The organism is Streptomyces sp. NPDC020780 (genome assembly GCF_044334475.1).
Classification (GTDB): domain Bacteria; phylum Actinomycetota; class Actinomycetes; order Streptomycetales; family Streptomycetaceae; genus Streptomyces.
Map to the genome: position 1 here is coordinate 36,774 of NZ_JBIRTB010000010.1, position 14,765 is coordinate 51,538.

Annotated in this window: 14 protein-coding genes and 1 pseudogene; 6 read left to right on the forward strand and 9 right to left on the reverse strand. The window is 70.0% G+C overall.

From position 1 onward, the window contains the following. Positions 1–464: 464 nt before the first annotated feature. The gene (locus ACH4VO_RS20390) at positions 465–755 is read left to right on the forward strand and encodes a hypothetical protein (RefSeq protein ID WP_360987358.1); all 291 of its coding nucleotides are present in this window, start codon (positions 465–467) and stop codon (positions 753–755) included. A gap of 393 nt (positions 756–1,148) precedes the next feature. After that, complete coding sequence (locus tag ACH4VO_RS20395) at positions 1,149–2,126, forward strand: type II CAAX endopeptidase family protein (RefSeq protein WP_360987409.1); 978 nt, start codon at positions 1,149–1,151, stop codon at positions 2,124–2,126. A gap of 246 nt (positions 2,127–2,372) precedes the next feature. Here the strand turns inward: ACH4VO_RS20395 and ACH4VO_RS20400 are convergent, their stop codons facing one another. From ACH4VO_RS20400 to ACH4VO_RS20410, 3 genes are all read right to left on the reverse strand, one after another. Next, positions 2,373–2,897, reverse strand: coding sequence for a peptidoglycan DD-metalloendopeptidase family protein (locus ACH4VO_RS20400; protein ID WP_360987356.1), 525 nt, complete (start codon positions 2,895–2,897; stop codon positions 2,373–2,375). Between the two features lie 571 nt (positions 2,898–3,468). Beyond that, on the reverse strand, positions 3,469–3,678 hold the full coding sequence (locus ACH4VO_RS20405) for a DUF397 domain-containing protein (protein WP_360987354.1): 210 nt from the start codon (positions 3,676–3,678) through the stop codon (positions 3,469–3,471). Then, entirely contained in the window at positions 3,675–4,553 is an 879-nt protein-coding gene (locus ACH4VO_RS20410; protein ID WP_360987352.1) for a helix-turn-helix transcriptional regulator, read from the reverse strand. The genes ACH4VO_RS20405 and ACH4VO_RS20410 overlap by 4 nt, the downstream gene beginning before the upstream one ends. A gap of 176 nt (positions 4,554–4,729) precedes the next feature. Here ACH4VO_RS20410 and ACH4VO_RS20415 point away from each other — a divergent pair. After that, a pseudogene (locus ACH4VO_RS20415) lies at positions 4,730–4,822 on the forward strand (ATP-binding protein); the annotation flags it as partial. Between the two features lie 262 nt (positions 4,823–5,084). After that, positions 5,085–5,987 (forward strand): hypothetical protein, encoded by a 903-nt coding sequence (locus ACH4VO_RS20420; protein WP_360987350.1) that lies wholly within the window; start codon positions 5,085–5,087, stop codon positions 5,985–5,987. A 222-nt stretch (positions 5,988–6,209) separates the two neighbouring features. On the opposite strand, the gene ACH4VO_RS20425 is transcribed toward ACH4VO_RS20420, so the two are convergent. Continuing rightward, positions 6,210–7,367 carry an acyl-CoA dehydrogenase gene (locus ACH4VO_RS20425; protein WP_360987348.1) on the reverse strand — a complete coding sequence of 386 codons (1,158 nt, stop codon included), beginning with the start codon at positions 7,365–7,367 and terminating at the stop codon, positions 6,210–6,212. Positions 7,368–7,552: 185 nt separating this feature from the next. On the opposite strand from ACH4VO_RS20425, the gene ACH4VO_RS20430 reads away from it, so the two are divergent. Beyond that, the gene (locus ACH4VO_RS20430) at positions 7,553–8,896 is read left to right on the forward strand and encodes a UDP-glucose/GDP-mannose dehydrogenase family protein (RefSeq protein WP_360987346.1); all 1,344 of its coding nucleotides are present in this window, start codon (positions 7,553–7,555) and stop codon (positions 8,894–8,896) included. Positions 8,897–8,960: 64 nt separating this feature from the next. Here ACH4VO_RS20430 and ACH4VO_RS20435 read toward each other — a convergent pair whose 3' ends face one another. The 3 genes from ACH4VO_RS20435 to ACH4VO_RS20445 are packed head-to-tail and all read right to left on the reverse strand — an operon-like array spanning position 8,961 to position 11,861. Continuing rightward, positions 8,961–10,163: a dipeptidase gene (locus ACH4VO_RS20435; RefSeq protein ID WP_360987344.1), complete on the reverse strand. Its 1,203-nt coding sequence runs from the start codon at positions 10,161–10,163 to the stop codon at positions 8,961–8,963. Positions 10,164–10,170: 7 nt separating this feature from the next. Further along, entirely contained in the window at positions 10,171–10,713 is a 543-nt protein-coding gene (purE, locus tag ACH4VO_RS20440; RefSeq protein ID WP_360987342.1) for a 5-(carboxyamino)imidazole ribonucleotide mutase, read from the reverse strand. Then, entirely contained in the window at positions 10,710–11,861 is a 1,152-nt protein-coding gene (locus ACH4VO_RS20445) for a 5-(carboxyamino)imidazole ribonucleotide synthase (protein ID WP_360987340.1), read from the reverse strand. Before ACH4VO_RS20445 ends, purE begins: the two co-directional genes overlap by 4 nt. 224 nt (positions 11,862–12,085) lie before the next feature. On the opposite strand from ACH4VO_RS20445, the gene ACH4VO_RS20450 reads away from it, so the two are divergent. Beyond that, a complete protein-coding gene (locus tag ACH4VO_RS20450; RefSeq protein ID WP_360987338.1) occupies positions 12,086–12,604 on the forward strand; it encodes a GtrA family protein in 519 nt (172 codons plus the stop codon). An 18-nt stretch (positions 12,605–12,622) separates the two neighbouring features. Here ACH4VO_RS20450 and ACH4VO_RS20455 read toward each other — a convergent pair whose 3' ends face one another. Together ACH4VO_RS20455 and ACH4VO_RS20460 are read right to left on the reverse strand one after the other, a co-directional pair. Further along, positions 12,623–13,888: an ATP-binding protein gene (locus ACH4VO_RS20455; RefSeq protein WP_360987336.1), complete on the reverse strand. Its 1,266-nt coding sequence runs from the start codon at positions 13,886–13,888 to the stop codon at positions 12,623–12,625. 15 nt (positions 13,889–13,903) lie between these two features. Next, positions 13,904–14,581, reverse strand: a complete 678-nt coding sequence (locus ACH4VO_RS20460; RefSeq protein WP_360987334.1) for a response regulator transcription factor — start codon at positions 14,579–14,581, stop codon at positions 13,904–13,906. Positions 14,582–14,765 lie beyond the last annotated feature (184 nt).

A 14,765-nucleotide genomic window follows, 5' to 3' on the forward strand; every position in this document is an offset into this window, starting at 1 on the left:
ACGCCCGGCACGCGCACTCGGCGCGTCATCGGGATCATTCCGATACATCCCATATCGGGACGGCCCTCCGCCTTGCGATCGCACGCACCGGATGCCCCCGGACCTGCCCGTCGGGCAGACGACGCCACTTTCGAAACAGGGCCTGGCAACTCCAGCCGGACCTTGCTGTTTCACCTGGTCAACGGGCCGGTACGGCACGCAGCACCTGCAGAAGCAGCCGCGCCGCGCAGGCCGGACGCCCGCGCTCACTCCCCCACGCACCGCGACCGCTCGAACGCTCAGCTTCGCCGCCATGCCTGCGGCAGGCATCTCAGCCGCGGCGCGCAAGATCCTCTCGCGCGTTCCCCTGCCCCGCTCTTCTCCTGCTCCTCGGGCCCTACGCAATCACTAGTACACCGTGCTAGCGTCTTACTGACACGGCGTACTAGTGACAACGTGACCGAAGGGCTCAAGGGGACAGGTGCATGCCATTGAGCGACAGATGGCGTCGAAGCGTTCGATGCCAGGAGACGAACAGGGAACTGCGCCCGTTCCGCCGGCGGCAGCCACCCCTGCCCTCGCTGTTCCGGCTGCATCCGGCCACTGCCGACGGCCACAGCCGGATGTATGCCGTCGACGTGCGGCACGGGGTGCGGCTGGACGACGGCAAGATCTGCGCACGTTTGTTCCAGGACGCAAGACGTCTAGCCGAGGCGAAACTGCCTGCGGCCTTCCCGGTCGAAGGCGGCGTCATCGAGGTGGCGACGACAACGTGACGAGCAACCTCGGGATGAGGCGGCCACTCCTGCCCCACGGCCGGACTACCGCATCAGCCCACTCCCGTCCGGCCTCGGCCGACGGATGGCGAGTCCGCTCCGGCGCCGACCACCCGACGCCGAGCAGGGGGCTCAGCATCGCACCGGTACTGCTGCCTCTGATCGGCGTGGGCCTGAACCTGCCCCAGCCCGCCGAACCCCTCTCAGGAATCCCACAGGTGGCGGAGAGGGGCGGGACGTTCGAAGCGCCCGTCCACCTACCGCTGTGACCGAACATCACCCCTGGCGCCGGAGCCGTGCCGCCAGGCAGGGAGCGCGCCCACCGGCTGCGGTACTCCCCCTGCTCGACGCCGCCAGCCGCTGATCCGTCCAGGAGAAAGGCACTTGAACTCGATGACCACACCCAGCTGGCTCCTCACGCCCGCCCCGCCGCGCAACGTGCGCGGCGTGCCCGGCGGAGTGCCCTACCACCGCGTCCTCGCCGGCGAGAAGCGCCGCATCGGACGCGGCATTCTGGCGATCGTGCTGCTGCTGGCCGGACTCGTCATATTCCCCACCGCCATCGGCAGGGCGCTCGCCCCCATCGACCAGCGGATGGGCGACACCCCGCCCATCATCGGCGGCGACGACTACACCCCGCTCTTCCACGCCGGCTCGATGATTTCACTCGCCCTGCTCATCCCGTGGAGCATGCTCATCCAGCGCTGGCTCTACGGCGTGCCCGGCGCCGCACTGCACTCGGTGACCTCCCGGTTCCGGTTCGACCTGTTCGGCAAGGCTCTTCTCGTGTTCGGCCCCGTCTGGGCCGCCGTGAACCTGATCGGTCTGCTGGCCCCGAGTACCGAGGCGGCCTGGACGCACTCCGACCTCGTCGGCATGTTCGTCGCCACGCTCCTCCTCACACCCCTGCAGACAACGGGAGAGGAATACGGTGTCCGCGGGTTGATCTTCCGCGTCATCGGCAGCTGGACCCGCAGCTCACGAGCGGGACTCGTCGCCGGCGTACTCGTGTCGAGTGTGCTGTTCACGGCTGTGCACGGTTCCACCGACCTCTACATCAACATCTGGTACTTCGTACTGTGGACCTGCCTGGCGGTCATCACCTGGCGCACCGGGGGCCTGGAGATCGCGATCGCCCTCCACGCCATTCTCAATACGGGCGCCCTGCTCGGCGCGTCGCTGCTGCGCGTCGACCTGGGCGGGCAACTCTCCGACCGGTCTTCCGGAGTCGGTTCCCCCACCCTGCTCCTTCCGGCCCTCGCCGTCATCGTCATCACCGCGATCGTCTGGTGGTGCACTCGCAAGACGGGACCCGCGCTGAGCCCGCAGTCCCCCTCAGGAGCACACCGTGAACCGTTCCTGGTTCGGTAGGGATCAAGCTGGCCACGTGGCCAGGCCTGCACGGCCCTGATGCCCCGTGGAACTCCAGCCGGACCTTGCTGTTTTGCCTGATCAGCGGCTTGGGTGTGGGGACCGTAGCGGGGTGGTGCCGGAAGCGGAGCGGGAGGCGCACAGGCCCCTGAACCGCGGGCCCGCTCGACCGAGGTGCCCCGTCACCCGGGCCGGAGTGCACGGGCGGCGTTGTGCGCCCGTGCACTCCGGCCCACCCTGCTGTCGTCAGCAGCCCTTCCAGGCCGTCGTGTGGTCGTGCGGGTAGGTACGGCCGCAGAAGGTCGGCGGATGGGAGACCCACGCGCTTCCCGACCAGTGCTGGGTGGACAGGTGCAGGTGGCAGCCGGAGGACTGTCCCTTGTTGCCGGTGTACCCGAGCAGTGTGGCCGAGCCGACCGACTGTCCGACGTTCACGTTGATCGAGTCCATGTGCATGTACTTGAGGCGCCACTTCACCCCGTTGACGTACTTGGTCATGGTGAGACGGCCGATCGTGCGGTCGACGGTGTCGACGGTCATGCCGTCCCAGATGGGGTAGAGCCGCTTGCCGCACGGCGAACCCTTGAGGGAGAAGTCCAGGCCGTAGTAGTCGCTGTAGTGCTCGCCGTTGTAGTAGTCGACGTGCAGACCCTCTCCGTACCATGAGCCGCTGAGGGTCCACGATTCCGAGTAGTGCCACGGCGATACACCGTTCGGCGACGGGGTGGAGCTGGAGTGCGCGGTCGCCGTCGAGGCGGCTGCAATGCACATGACAAACCCTGCGAATGCGCCCATCAGGCGCAAGGCGTACTTCTTCACCGATTCACCTCGTTGTCCGCGTGAGCGACCGACCGCCCACAGGTGTGGCCAGGGCTCGTCGATGTCGACGACCTGTTCCGATCAACGGGGGCCGCACCGGGGACGCGTACGAGGACGTGCCGTTGCCACCCGGAGCAGGCGAATACCCCCGCCCGACGCTACGAGCACGCGGGCTCCGGCGGGAGTACCGCGCCGCACCTTGACAGGAAACGGCCACTCGGGCGTGGGAGGGATACGACTCCGAGCAAGGCGGGGGCCGAGATACGAGCTGACGGTACGAAGCGGCTCGGCCGGCCGCATCGGGCCGCATGTCCGGCGAGGAACCCCTGGGCTTCCGACGGATCCTGCCCGTATCCGGCAATCGGCCGCCGTGACCGGTGCGGGTCAGTCACGGCTCCGGCTCATCGGCCTGGACCGCGTCACGCTCCTCGACGTCGTACCGCGCGACGCAGGCCGCCCACACAGACCGACGGTGTGCCGCACAGAGGGTGTACGGGGCCGACGCCGTGCACCGGCCGCTGGGTCAGCTTCCACCCGCGTAGCCGACGAACACTGCCCAGGCGCGGGACGTGAAGCCGAGCCGAGGGCCGGACGCGCGCTTGGAGTCACGGACGTGCACCGCGTCCGGAGCGGCGGCGACTTCGACGCAGTCGTTGCCGTCGCCGCTGCTGCTGTAGCTGCTCCTGAACCACTCCAGCTCCACGGAGGTGCCGGCACAGGGCTTGAGGATCATGTCTCTCCCAGCACTTGCTCAATGAAGGCCAATGATTCACGTGGCGCCATCGCCTGGGCCCGGATCATCCCGTAACGCAGCCCGAGGATCCTGAGCTGCCTGGCGTCCGAGACGGGACGGCCGCTGAACGCGCCCTCGGAACGTCCCACCGCAGTGCCGTTGGGGAACCTCAGGACCTCGATCAGGCCACCGGTCCCCGGGTGCTCCTCGCGATGCGTCGGCATGATCTGGATCACCACATTCCTCAACCGGCCCATCTCGAGCAGGTGTTCAAGTTGTCGGCGCATCACCATTGTGCCTCCAACCGGACGGCGAAGGGTTACCTCTTCCTGGACGAAGCTCAGCGAGGGGAGAGGATCCCGGTCGAAAATGGCTCGTCGGGCCATGCGGGCGGCCACCACCCGCTCCAGATCGTCCGATGTGTAGGCCGGGAGCCACGACGCGAACAGCGCCCTCATGTGTTCCTCGGTCTGCAGCAGACCGTTGATGTTGTGGTGGTGGTAGGCCTCCAACTCGACGGCAGTGGCCTCCAACTTCGCGAGGTCCCGCACCTTCTTCGGGTACCGGACCTCCACCACGTCCCGTTTCATCGCGGCGAGCTTTCCGCCGGCGTCCAGGACCCGGTCCGCCCTGTCCAGGAACTCCGGCCGGGGGATGCGCCTGCCGCCCTCGACCTTGTAGACCAGGTCCTCGCCGTAACCGATCGCCGCCCCGAACTCGCCTGCCCGTAGCCCGGCCGCCTCCCGCCACGCCTTGATCTGGCGCCCCACCGCAGCGACCACGGCCGCCCCCGACTCGTCGTCGGGATCGACGTCCCAGCCGGGCTCGTCCGCTTCGCCGCACACGCGTCCCGTACCGGCTTCGTCCACGCTCATCCGTGCCCCACTTCCGCCGTACATGCCGTTCCCGCTCAACTCCGGTCGTCCCCGGCACGTCACCCCGGACAGCCGGGACAACGCTGGACAAGCGCTGGACAATCACCGTACGTAGCGGAGCGATCGCTGTTCACGGTACGCAGGCGAGGCCACGCTGAGTGACGTGGGAACCAGGAATCACCCGAACCGAACATTCCGCTCCCGTCCGGGAGTTCGCCCAGCTGCTGTCCCCCACCCGCCGGGGCGCGCGTCTCGCACGTCTCCTCACCCCGCAGGACCGGCCGGGCGGGTCTCCGCCTCGTACGGTGACCCGCCGGCGTAGGAACCACACACGTCACTCGCACGGGTGAGTCAGAGCAACTCGGCCGCATATGGAAGGGGTTGCCCGGCATATGCTCGCCCGGACGACCTCGGCGCCGGATCACCGCCTTCCCATGCCAGCGCCCATGACCCGTACCGCGTCGCTGCGACCGTGCTTCCCCCGGAGAGCGGCCTGACCCGGCACACCGCCCGCAACCCGAACGGACCTCCATGGTCAGCGCACCCCACGAGGCGATGCACCGCGTCTTCCAGGAGTACCCGAGGCTCTTCTCCCGGGTCTCCGAAGTGCTCGGAGTCGCCTTCCCGCCTGTCACTTCCGCGGAAGTGATGACCACCGACCTCACCGAGGCGCGGCCTGTCGAGCGCCGGGTGGACACGCTCCTGCGTATCGAAACGGAGCGCGACGGGGCCTTCCTCCTCGCTGTCGAGGCCCAGGGCAAGAAGGACCCCGACAAACCGACGAGCTGGGCGTACTACGTCTCCTACCTGCTCGAGAAGTACCGGCTGCCGACGACGTTGCTGGTGGTCTGCCAGGACCGCGCCACCGCCGCATGGGCAGCCCGCCCGGTGCCGCTCGGCGCACCTCAGTGGCCGGTACTCACCCTTCACCCGCTCGTGGCGGGCCCGCACAACATCCCGGCCGTCACCGACGTGGCCGAAGCGCGCAAGGACCTGGCCCTCGCCACGCTGTCCGCCATCACACACGCGGGCGACCCGGACGTCGGTGCCATACTGAAATCGCTGTCCGGAGCGCTGCGTGACGTCCCGGAATCGATCGCCGCACCCATCGTCGAACTCACCGCACAAGGCCTGGGCAATCGCCCCGCCGCACAACAGTGGAGGAAACTGGTGGCCGTGGACCTCTCCTTCTACACCTCACCCCTTTCGGAAGAAATCCGCACCGAAGGCCGTACCGAAGGCCGTACCGAAGGCCTGCTGCTGCTCCTCGAAGCCCGCGGCATCGCCCTCACCGACGAACACCGGGACCGGATCAGCCACTGCCAGGACCCCGAACTCCTGCGCCGATGGCTCCGCCGAGCCACCACCGCCGACTCGGCCGAGGAGACGTTCGCCGAGGCGGATCCCGCTCCGGGAGCAGGGCGCGCGGTGTGACGTGTGCGGGAGTGTTCACCGCTCCCGTACGCGCACGGCGGGCAACGTCGGCCTACGGCCGGTTCAGGCGCCCCCGGGTACCGCGGGCTGGTAGACGCCGTTCGGTCCGGGTCCTCCTCGCCGATCCGGCGCGCGACCTCCCCTTCGGCCCCACCCCCGGGCACACACGCGCGGCCCCCGGCGGGGTGCCGGGGGCCGCGGGTGTGTGGTGAGGGGTCGCCGTTACGGCAGGTTGCGGGCCATGACGATCCGCTGGACCTGGTTGGTGCCCTCGTAGATCTGGGTGATCTTGGCGTCGCGCATCATGCGCTCCACCGGGTAGTCGCGGGTGTAGCCGTAGCCGCCGAGGAGCTGGACGGCGTCGGTGGTGACCTCCATGGCGACGTCGGAGGCGAAGCACTTGGCCGCGGCTCCGAAGAAGGTGAGGTCTCCGTCGAGGCGCTCGGACTTGGCCGCCGCCGCGTAGGTGAGCTGGCGGGCCGCCTCCAGCTTCATCGCCATGTCGGCGAGCATGAACTGGATACCCTGGAAGTCGGCGATCGGCTTGCCGAACTGCTTGCGCTCCTGGACGTAGCCCTTGGCGTAGTCGAGGGCACCCTGGGCGATGCCGATGGCCTGCGCGGCGATGGTGATGCGGGTGTGGTCCAGGGTCTTCATCGCCGTGGCGAAGCCGGTGCCCTCCTCGCCGATCATGCGGTCGGCGGGGATACGGACGTTGTCGAGGTAGACCTCGCGCGTCGGGGAGCCCTTGATGCCGAGCTTCTTCTCCGGGGCACCGAAGGTGACACCCGGGTCGGACTTCTCGACGACGAACGCCGAGATGCCCTTCGAGCGCTTCTCCGGGTCGGTCACGGCCATCACCGTGTAGTACTCGGAGACGCCCGCGTTGGTGATCCAGCGCTTCACGCCGTTGAGGACCCAGAAGTCGCCGTCGCGCACCGCCTTGGTCTTCATGCCCGCCGCGTCGGATCCGGCGTCCGGCTCGGACAGGGCGTACGAGAACATCGCGTCGCCCTTGGCGAGCGGGCCCAGGTACTTCTTCTTCAGCTCCTCGGAGCCGGACAGGATGACCGGGAGCGAGCCCAGCTTGTTCACGGCCGGGATGAGGGAGGAGGACGCGCAGGCGCGGGCCACCTCCTCGATCACGATGACCGTGGCCAGGGCGTCGGCGCCCGCGCCGCCGTACTCCTCCGGGACGTGGACCGCGTGCAGGTCCGAGGCGACCAGGGCGTCCAGGGCCTCCTGCGGGAAGCGGCCCTCCTCGTCCACCGCGGCGGCGTGCGGGGCGATCTTCGCCTCGGCCAGCGAACGGATCGTCTCGCGGAGCATGTCGTGCTCCTCGGCCGGACGGTACAGATCGAAGTCGGTCGAACCCGCCAAGACGTTCACTCCCCAGGGATGCTAACTACCGTTAAGTAACCCAATTTTAGTTCCAGGTCCTCACTCCGGCATACGGGCGGGACACGTGAGCTTGCCGACAGCCCCGGGGCCGCCGGAAAACCGGTCCCCGGACGGCCCGGATATGCTCGGCTCCGCACGTCTGTCCGCATCGTTCAGGAGCACCCATGGCCCTCAGGATCACCGTGATCGGCACCGGCTATCTCGGCGCCACCCATGCCGCGGCCATGGCGGAGCTCGGCTTCGAGGTCCTCGGCCTCGACGTCGTGCCGGAGAAGATCGAGATGCTCTCGGCGGGCAAGGTCCCGATGTACGAACCGGGGCTCGAGGAGCTCCTGCGGAAGCACGTGGCCGGCATCGAGGGGTCGTCCGGGCGGCTGCGGTTCACCACCTCCTGGGAGGAGATCGGCGCCTTCGGCGATGTGCACTTCGTCTGCGTGAACACTCCCCAGAAGCACGGCGAGTACGCCTGCGACATGAGCTATGTGGACAGCGCCTTCGAGTCCCTGGCCCCCCAGCTCACCCGGCCGGCGCTGGTGGTGGGCAAGTCCACCGTGCCGGTGGGCTCCGCGGCCCGCCTGGCGGCCCGGCTGACCGAACTCGCCCCGGTGGGCACGGACGCGGAGCTGGCCTGGAACCCGGAGTTCCTGCGCGAGGGCTTCGCGGTGAACGACACGCTGCACCCGGACCGGATCGTCGTCGGGGTGGAGAGCGAGCGGGCCGAGAAGCTGCTGCGCGAGGTGTACGCCGGTCCGGTCGGTGAGGGCTCGCCGTTCGTGGTGACGGACTTCCCGACGGCGGAGCTGGTCAAGACCTCGGCGAACTCGTTCCTGGCGACCAAGATCTCGTTCATCAACGCGATGGCGGAGGTCTGCGAGGCGGCCGACGGCGATGTGGTGAAGCTCGCTGAGGCCCTCGGTCACGACGAGCGGATCGGGAAGAAGTTCCTGCGGGCCGGGGTCGGTTTCGGCGGGGGCTGCCTGCCCAAGGACATCCGGGCCTTCATGGCGCGCGCCGGTGAGCTGGGCGCCGACCAGGCGCTGACCTTCCTGCGGGAGGTCGACTCCATCAACATGCGGCGTCGCGGCCACATGGTGGAGCTCGCCCGGGAGGCCGTGGGCGGCGGGTCGTTCCTGGGCACCCGCGTCGCGGTGCTGGGCGCGACCTTCAAGCCGGACTCGGACGACGTACGCGACTCGCCGGCCCTGAACGTGGCCGGGCAGATCCACCTGCAGGGCGGGCAGGTCACCGTCTTCGACCCCAAGGGGATGGACAACGCCCGGCGGCTGTTCCCCACGCTCGGCTACGCGGACACGGCGCTGGACGCGGTGCGCGGGGCGGACGTGGTCCTGCACCTGACGGAGTGGCGCGAGTTCCGCGAGCTGGACGTCGCGGCGCTGGGCGAGGTGGCCGCGCGGCGCACCGTCCTGGACGGGCGCAACGCGCTCGACCCGCTGGTGTGGCGCGAGGCCGGGTGGACGTACCGGGCGATGGGCCGGCCGAAGGCCTGAGGGCCGTACCACCCCGCAGGACGCGGGGCGGTACGACTCCGCCCGGCGACCTGCCGGCGGGTGGTCAGCGCAGCGGGCCGTCCAGTTGCTCGATCGTGGCGTGGGACGGGCCCAGCCGGACACTCAGGTCCCGGGCCACCGCTTCCGCGTCACGCAGGACCCGCACCGCGTTCTGCCACGTCAGCTTGGCGATGTCCTGGTCCGACCAGCCGCGGGCGAGCAGCTCCGCGATCAGGTACGGGTAGCCGGAGACGTCCTCCATGCCTTGCGGGAGGAACGCCGTGCCGTCGTAGTCGCCGCCGATCCCGATGTGGTCGACACCGGCGATCTCGCGCATGTGGTCGAGGTGGTCGGCGATCGTCGCGACGGTGGCCGGCGGGCGGGGGTGGACCGCCTCGAAGTCCGCGTGGACCCGCATGGCGGCCGGCGTCGTGTCCAGGTGGTGCAGGCCGTGCTCCCGCATGTTGCGGTCGGCGGCCAGCGTCCACTCGACGGCCGCCGGGAGGACGAACTTCGGTACGAAGGTGGCCATGGCCACCCCGCCGTTGGCCGCGAGCATCCGCAGCACGTCGTCGGGGACGTTGCGCGGGTGGTCGCAGACGGCGCGGGCGGAGGAGTGCGAGAAGATCACGGGCGCGACCGAGACGGCGAGCGCGTCCCGCATGGTGGTGGCCGCCACGTGGGAGAGGTCGACCAGCATGCCGACGCGGTTCATCTCCCGTACGACCTCGCGGCCGAACTCCGAGAGTCCGCCGGTGCGCGGGGAGTCGGTCGCCGAGTCCGCCCAGTCGGTGTTGTCGTTGTGCGTCAGCGTCATGTACCGCACGCCGAGGGTGTGCAGCGCCCGCAGGGTGCCCAGGGAGTTGTTGATGGAGTGGCCGCCCTCGGCGCCCATCAGGGAGGCGATGCGGCCTTCGGCGCGGGCCTTCTCCATGTCGTCGGCGGTCAGCGCGCGCCGCAGGTCCGCCGGGTGGCGCTCCAGCAGTTCGGCGACCACGTCGATCTGTTCCAGCGTGGCGCTGACCGCGTCGTCGCCGGCGAGGTGGGTGGAGACGTAGACGGACCAGAACTGCGCGCCGACGCCGCCCGCCCGCAGCCGCGGGATGTCGGTGTGCAGGACGCCGGTCTGGTCGGTGGCGATGTCGCGGGCGTCCAGGTCGTAGCCGACCTGTTCGCGCAGCGCCCAGGGGAGGTCGTTGTGGCCGTCGACGACGGGGTGGTCGACGAGGAGGCGGCGTGCCCGGTCCAGGTGGTACGCGCTGCTCATCGCTTCCCTACTTCCCGAAGCCGAAGGAGTCGGCGCCCTCGACCTTGGCGCGCAGTCGCTTGCCCTTCTCCGTGGCCTGGTCGTTGAGCTCCTGCTGGAAGTCCTTCATGCGTGCCAGCAGCTCCGTGTCGTGCGCGGCGAGGATGCGGGCGGCGAGCAGGCCGGCGTTGCGCGCGCCGCCGACCGAGACGGTGGCGACGGGGACTCCGGCGGGCATCTGCACGATGGAGAGCAGGCTGTCCATGCCGTCGAGGTACTTCAGCGGCACCGGTACGCCGATCACGGGCAGCGGGGTCACCGAGGCCAGCATGCCCGGCAGGTGCGCGGCCCCGCCCGCCCCGGCGATGACCGCCTTGAGCCCACGGTCCGCGGCGGACTCGCCGTACGCGATCATCTCGCGGGGCATGCGGTGTGCGGAGACGACGTCGACCTCGTAGGGGATCTCGAACTCGTCGAGGACCTTGGCCGCAGCCTCCATGACGGGCCAGTCGGAGTCCGAGCCCATGACGATGCCGACGACGGGGCTGGGTGCGGTACCGGAAGAGGTCATTCGGTGATCGTTCCTCGCAGGTAGTCGGCCGCGTGCCGGGCGCGCTCCCGCACGTCCGCCAGGTCGTCGCCGTAGGTGTTGACATGGCCGACCTTGCGGCCGGGCTTCACGTCCTTGCCGTACATGTGGATCTTGAGCTGCGGGTCGCGGGCCATGCAGTGCAGGTAGGCCTGGTACATGTCCGGGTAGTCGCCGCCCAGGACGTTGCACATGACGGTCCAGGTGGCGCGGGGCCGCGGGTCGCCCAGCGGCAGGTCCAGGACGGCCCGGACGTGGTTGGCGAACTGCGAGGTGACGGCGCCGTCCTGGGTCCAGTGCCCGGAGTTGTGGGGGCGCATGGCCAGCTCGTTGACGAGAATGCCGGGGGTCCCGTCGTCGTTACGGGTCTCGAACAGCTCGACCGCGAGGTGGCCGACCACACCGAGCTCGGCGGCGATCCGCAGGGCGAGCTGCTGGGCCTCGCCGGCCAGCCGCTCGTCCAGCTCGGGGGCCGGCGCGATGACCGTGTCGCAGACGCCGTCGACCTGGACGGACTCGACGACCGGGTAAGCCACGGCCTGGCCGTGCGGCGAGCGGACGATGTTCGCCGCCAGCTCCCGTACGAAGTCGACCTTCTCCTCGGCGAGCACGGGGACACCGGCCCGGAAGGGCTCGGCGGCGTCCGCCTCGGAGCGGACCACCCAGACGCCCTTGCCGTCATAGCCGCCGCGGACCGTCTTCAGTATGACGGGGAAGCCACCGGTCTCCTCGGCGAAGGCCGCGGCGTCGGCCGGGTCCTTCACGAGGCGGTGGCGGGGGCAGGGCGCGCCGATCTCGGTGAGCTTCGCGCGCATCACCCCCTTGTCCTGGGCGTGCACCAGGGCGTCGGGCCCGGGGCGGACGGGGATACCGTCCGCCTCCAGGGCGCGCAGGTGCTCGGTCGGCACGTGCTCGTGATCGAAGGTGATCACGTCGCAGCCGCGCGCGAAGGCGCGCAGCGTCTCCAGGTCGCGGTAGTCGCCGACGACGACTTCGCTCACCACCTGGGCGGCCGAATCCTGAGGGGTGTCACTGAGCAGCTTGAACTTCAGCCCGAGGGGGATGCCCGCCTCGTGGGTCATACGGGCGAGCTGACCGCCGCCGACCATACCGACTACCGGGAACGTCACGGCTCCAGGGTATCCGGCGTGCGGAACGTCCTTCGACCCTCCTGCGGCGGGGGGTCCTCCCGTTGCGGCGGGGGACCGCTGCGCCGCGCGGGGCCGGTGGCTGCCACGGGCCCTGCGGGCGCCGGGCGGGCAGCCCGCGCGGCGGGGAACCCGCTCCTCACCGCGGGGGTGGCCGTTAGCATGGCCGCGTTGACGAAACCGACCGGACGGGGCTGAGCGACCACATGAGCGAACGGGGCGCACTGCGGACCCGGCTTGATCTGCTGGCCCGGGAGGTCGCCAAGTTCGGCGCGGTCGGCGCCTTCGGGCTGGTCGTGAACATCGCCGTCTCCAACCTGATCTGGCGCACGACGGACATTCCGGTGGTGCGGGCCGGGCTGATGGGGACGATCGTCGCCATCCTGTTCAACTACGTCGGCTTCCGCTACTGGACCTACCGGGAACGCGACAAGACCGGCCGGGCCCGCGAGCTGGCACTGTTCCTGCTGTTCAGCGCCGTCGGGGCGGTGATCGAGACGGGTGTGCTGTACATCGCGACGTACGGCTTCGGCTGGAACAGCCCCGTCCAGAGCAACGTCTTCAAGATCCTCGGCATCTCCCTCGCGACCCTGTTCCGCTTCTGGTCCTACCGCACCTGGGTGTTCAAGGCCCTTCCCGCCAAGGAGGCCGTGCTGAACGCGGAACGATTTCTGGAACAGCGACGACCCGCCGACGACGTAGCGCGCGGCCCCGTGCCCCGCTGACGGGGCCGCCCCGGGCCCTCAGCGCACCGGGCGTTCGGCTTCCTCGTGGGCCGGTGCGACCCGGCTGAGGAAGAGCGCGAACACGGGGGGCTGCTGCTGGAGCAGTTCGAGCCGGCCGCCGTCCGCCTCCGCGAGGTCCCGGGCGACCGCGAGCCCGATGCCGGTGGAGTTGCGGCCGCTGATGGTCCGCTCGAAGATCCGCGCCCCGAGATCGGCCGGTACGCCGGGGCCCTCGTCCGTGACCTCGATGACGACCTGGTTCCCCGTGACCCGCGTGCGCAGCGCGACCGTGCCCCCGCCGTGCATCAGCGAGTTCTCGATCAGCGCGGCGAGCACCTGGGCGACGGCACCCGGGGTGCCCACGGCCCTCAGCCCGTGTTTGCCGGAGCAGACGACCGCGCGGCCCGCGCTGCGGTAGGCGGGGCGCCACTCCTCGATCTGCTGCTTGACGACCTCGTCGAGGTCGAAGAAGACGGCGGAGCCGGTGCGCGGGTCGCGGGAGTTGGTCAGCAGCCGCTCCACGACGTCCGTGAGCCGCTCCACCTGGGTGAGGGCGATGTTCGCCTCCTCCTTCACCGTCTCCGGGTCGTCGGTGACGGAGATCTCCTCGATCCTCATCGACAGTGCGGTCAGCGGGGTACGGAGCTGGTGCGAGGCGTCGGCGGCGAGACGCCGCTCGGCGGTGAGCATCCGGGCGATCCGCTCGGCGGAGGCGTCCAGGACATCGGCCACCCGGTCCAGCTCCGCCACGCCGTACCGCTTGTGCCGGGGGCGCGGGTCGCCGGAGCCGAGACGCTCGGCGGTCTCGGCGAGGTCGGTGAGCGGCGAGGTCAGCCGGTTGGCCTGGCGTACGGCCAGGAGTACGGCGGAGACGATCGCGAGGAGCGCCACCGCCCCGATGATCAGCAGTGTCCGGCCGACCTCGCGGGTCACGGCCGAGCGGGATTCCTCGACGGTGACCTTCTCCCCCTCCTCCCCCGTCTCCGTACTGCGCAGGACGCTGTCCGTGGGGCGTTCGCCGACCTCGATGGGGGCGCGTCCGGGGATCTCGACGCGTGCGTACCGGCTCGGGTCGACCTGTTCGGACAGGACGCCGGGAGTGATCCGCTCCGCGCCGAGCAGGCGGCTCTCCACGACACTGATCAGCCGCAGCGCCTCGGAGTCGACGCTCTCCTGCGCGCTGTTGCTGATGGTGCGGGTCTCGACGATGACGAGGGAGACGCCGAAGACGGCGATCACGACGAGAACCACGGCGAGCGTGGAGTTGATCAGTCGGCGGCGCATGACTGTCTCTGTACGTCAGCTCTTCTCGAACCGGAAGCCGACGCCCCGCACGGTGGCGATGTAACGGGGGTTGGCCGCGTCGTCACCGAGCTTCTTGCGGAGCCAGGAGATGTGCATGTCGAGGGTCTTCGTGGAGGACCACCAGGTGGTGTCCCAGACCTCGCGCATCAGCTGGTCGCGGGTGACGACCCGGCCGGCGTCGCGGACGAGGACCCGGAGCAGGTCGAACTCCTTGGCGGTGAGCTGGAGTTCCTCCTCGCCCATCCAGGCGCGGTGCGACTCGACGTCGATCCTGACGCCGTGCGTGGCGGGCTGCGGCGCGGTCTCCGCGGCGCCGCGGCGCAGCAGGGCCCGGACCCGGGCGAGCAGCTCGGCGAGGCGGAAGGGCTTCGTGACGTAGTCGTCGGCTCCGGCGTCGAGGCCGACCACGGTGTCGACCTCGTCGGCCCGGGCGGTCAGCACCAGGATCGGCACGGCGTGGCCGTCGGCCCGCAGCCGTCTGGCGACCTCCAGGCCGTCCATCCCGGGCAGCCCCAGGTCCAGCACCACCAGGTCCACGCCCCCCTGGAGTCCGGCGTCGAGCGCGGTCGGACCGTCCTCGCGGACCTCGACCTCGTAACCCTCACGGCGCAGGGCGCGGGCCAGTGGCTCCGAGATGGACGCGTCGTCCTCGGCGAGCAGTACACGGGTCATGGGGTGATGGTAGTCCGCACCGGGGCCTCGAAGTGAGGCACTCGTCAAGGCCTGCGGTCCAAGGACACGAAACGGTCATGCGCCTTTGAATAGGGGCTTCGGTTCCATCGAAACCTGTGATCCGCGTCTCAAGTCCTTCCATATGCCCGTGTGTCGTGTCGTATGGTGGCTCGACGCCTGTTGC

Bases quoted from the DNA above. Each gene is read 5' to 3' on its own strand.
- ACH4VO_RS20390 (WP_360987358.1), top strand. From the start codon at position 465: ATGCCATTGAGCGACAGATGGCGTCGAAGCGTTCGATGCCAGGAGACG.
- ACH4VO_RS20395 (WP_360987409.1), top strand. From the start codon at position 1,149: ATGACCACACCCAGCTGGCTCCTCACGCCCGCCCCGCCGCGCAACGTG.
- ACH4VO_RS20400 (WP_360987356.1), bottom strand. From the start codon at position 2,897: ATGTGCATTGCAGCCGCCTCGACGGCGACCGCGCACTCCAGCTCCACC.
- ACH4VO_RS20405 (WP_360987354.1), bottom strand. From the start codon at position 3,678: ATGATCCTCAAGCCCTGTGCCGGCACCTCCGTGGAGCTGGAGTGGTTC.
- ACH4VO_RS20410 (WP_360987352.1), bottom strand. From the start codon at position 4,553: ATGAGCGTGGACGAAGCCGGTACGGGACGCGTGTGCGGCGAAGCGGAC.
- ACH4VO_RS20420 (WP_360987350.1), top strand. From the start codon at position 5,085: ATGGTCAGCGCACCCCACGAGGCGATGCACCGCGTCTTCCAGGAGTAC.
- ACH4VO_RS20430 (WP_360987346.1), top strand. From the start codon at position 7,553: ATGGCCCTCAGGATCACCGTGATCGGCACCGGCTATCTCGGCGCCACC.
- ACH4VO_RS20435 (WP_360987344.1), bottom strand. From the start codon at position 10,163: ATGAGCAGCGCGTACCACCTGGACCGGGCACGCCGCCTCCTCGTCGAC.
- purE (WP_360987342.1), bottom strand. From the start codon at position 10,713: ATGACCTCTTCCGGTACCGCACCCAGCCCCGTCGTCGGCATCGTCATG.
- ACH4VO_RS20450 (WP_360987338.1), top strand. From the start codon at position 12,086: ATGAGCGAACGGGGCGCACTGCGGACCCGGCTTGATCTGCTGGCCCGG.
- ACH4VO_RS20455 (WP_360987336.1), bottom strand. From the start codon at position 13,888: ATGCGCCGCCGACTGATCAACTCCACGCTCGCCGTGGTTCTCGTCGTG.
- ACH4VO_RS20460 (WP_360987334.1), bottom strand. From the start codon at position 14,581: ATGACCCGTGTACTGCTCGCCGAGGACGACGCGTCCATCTCGGAGCCA.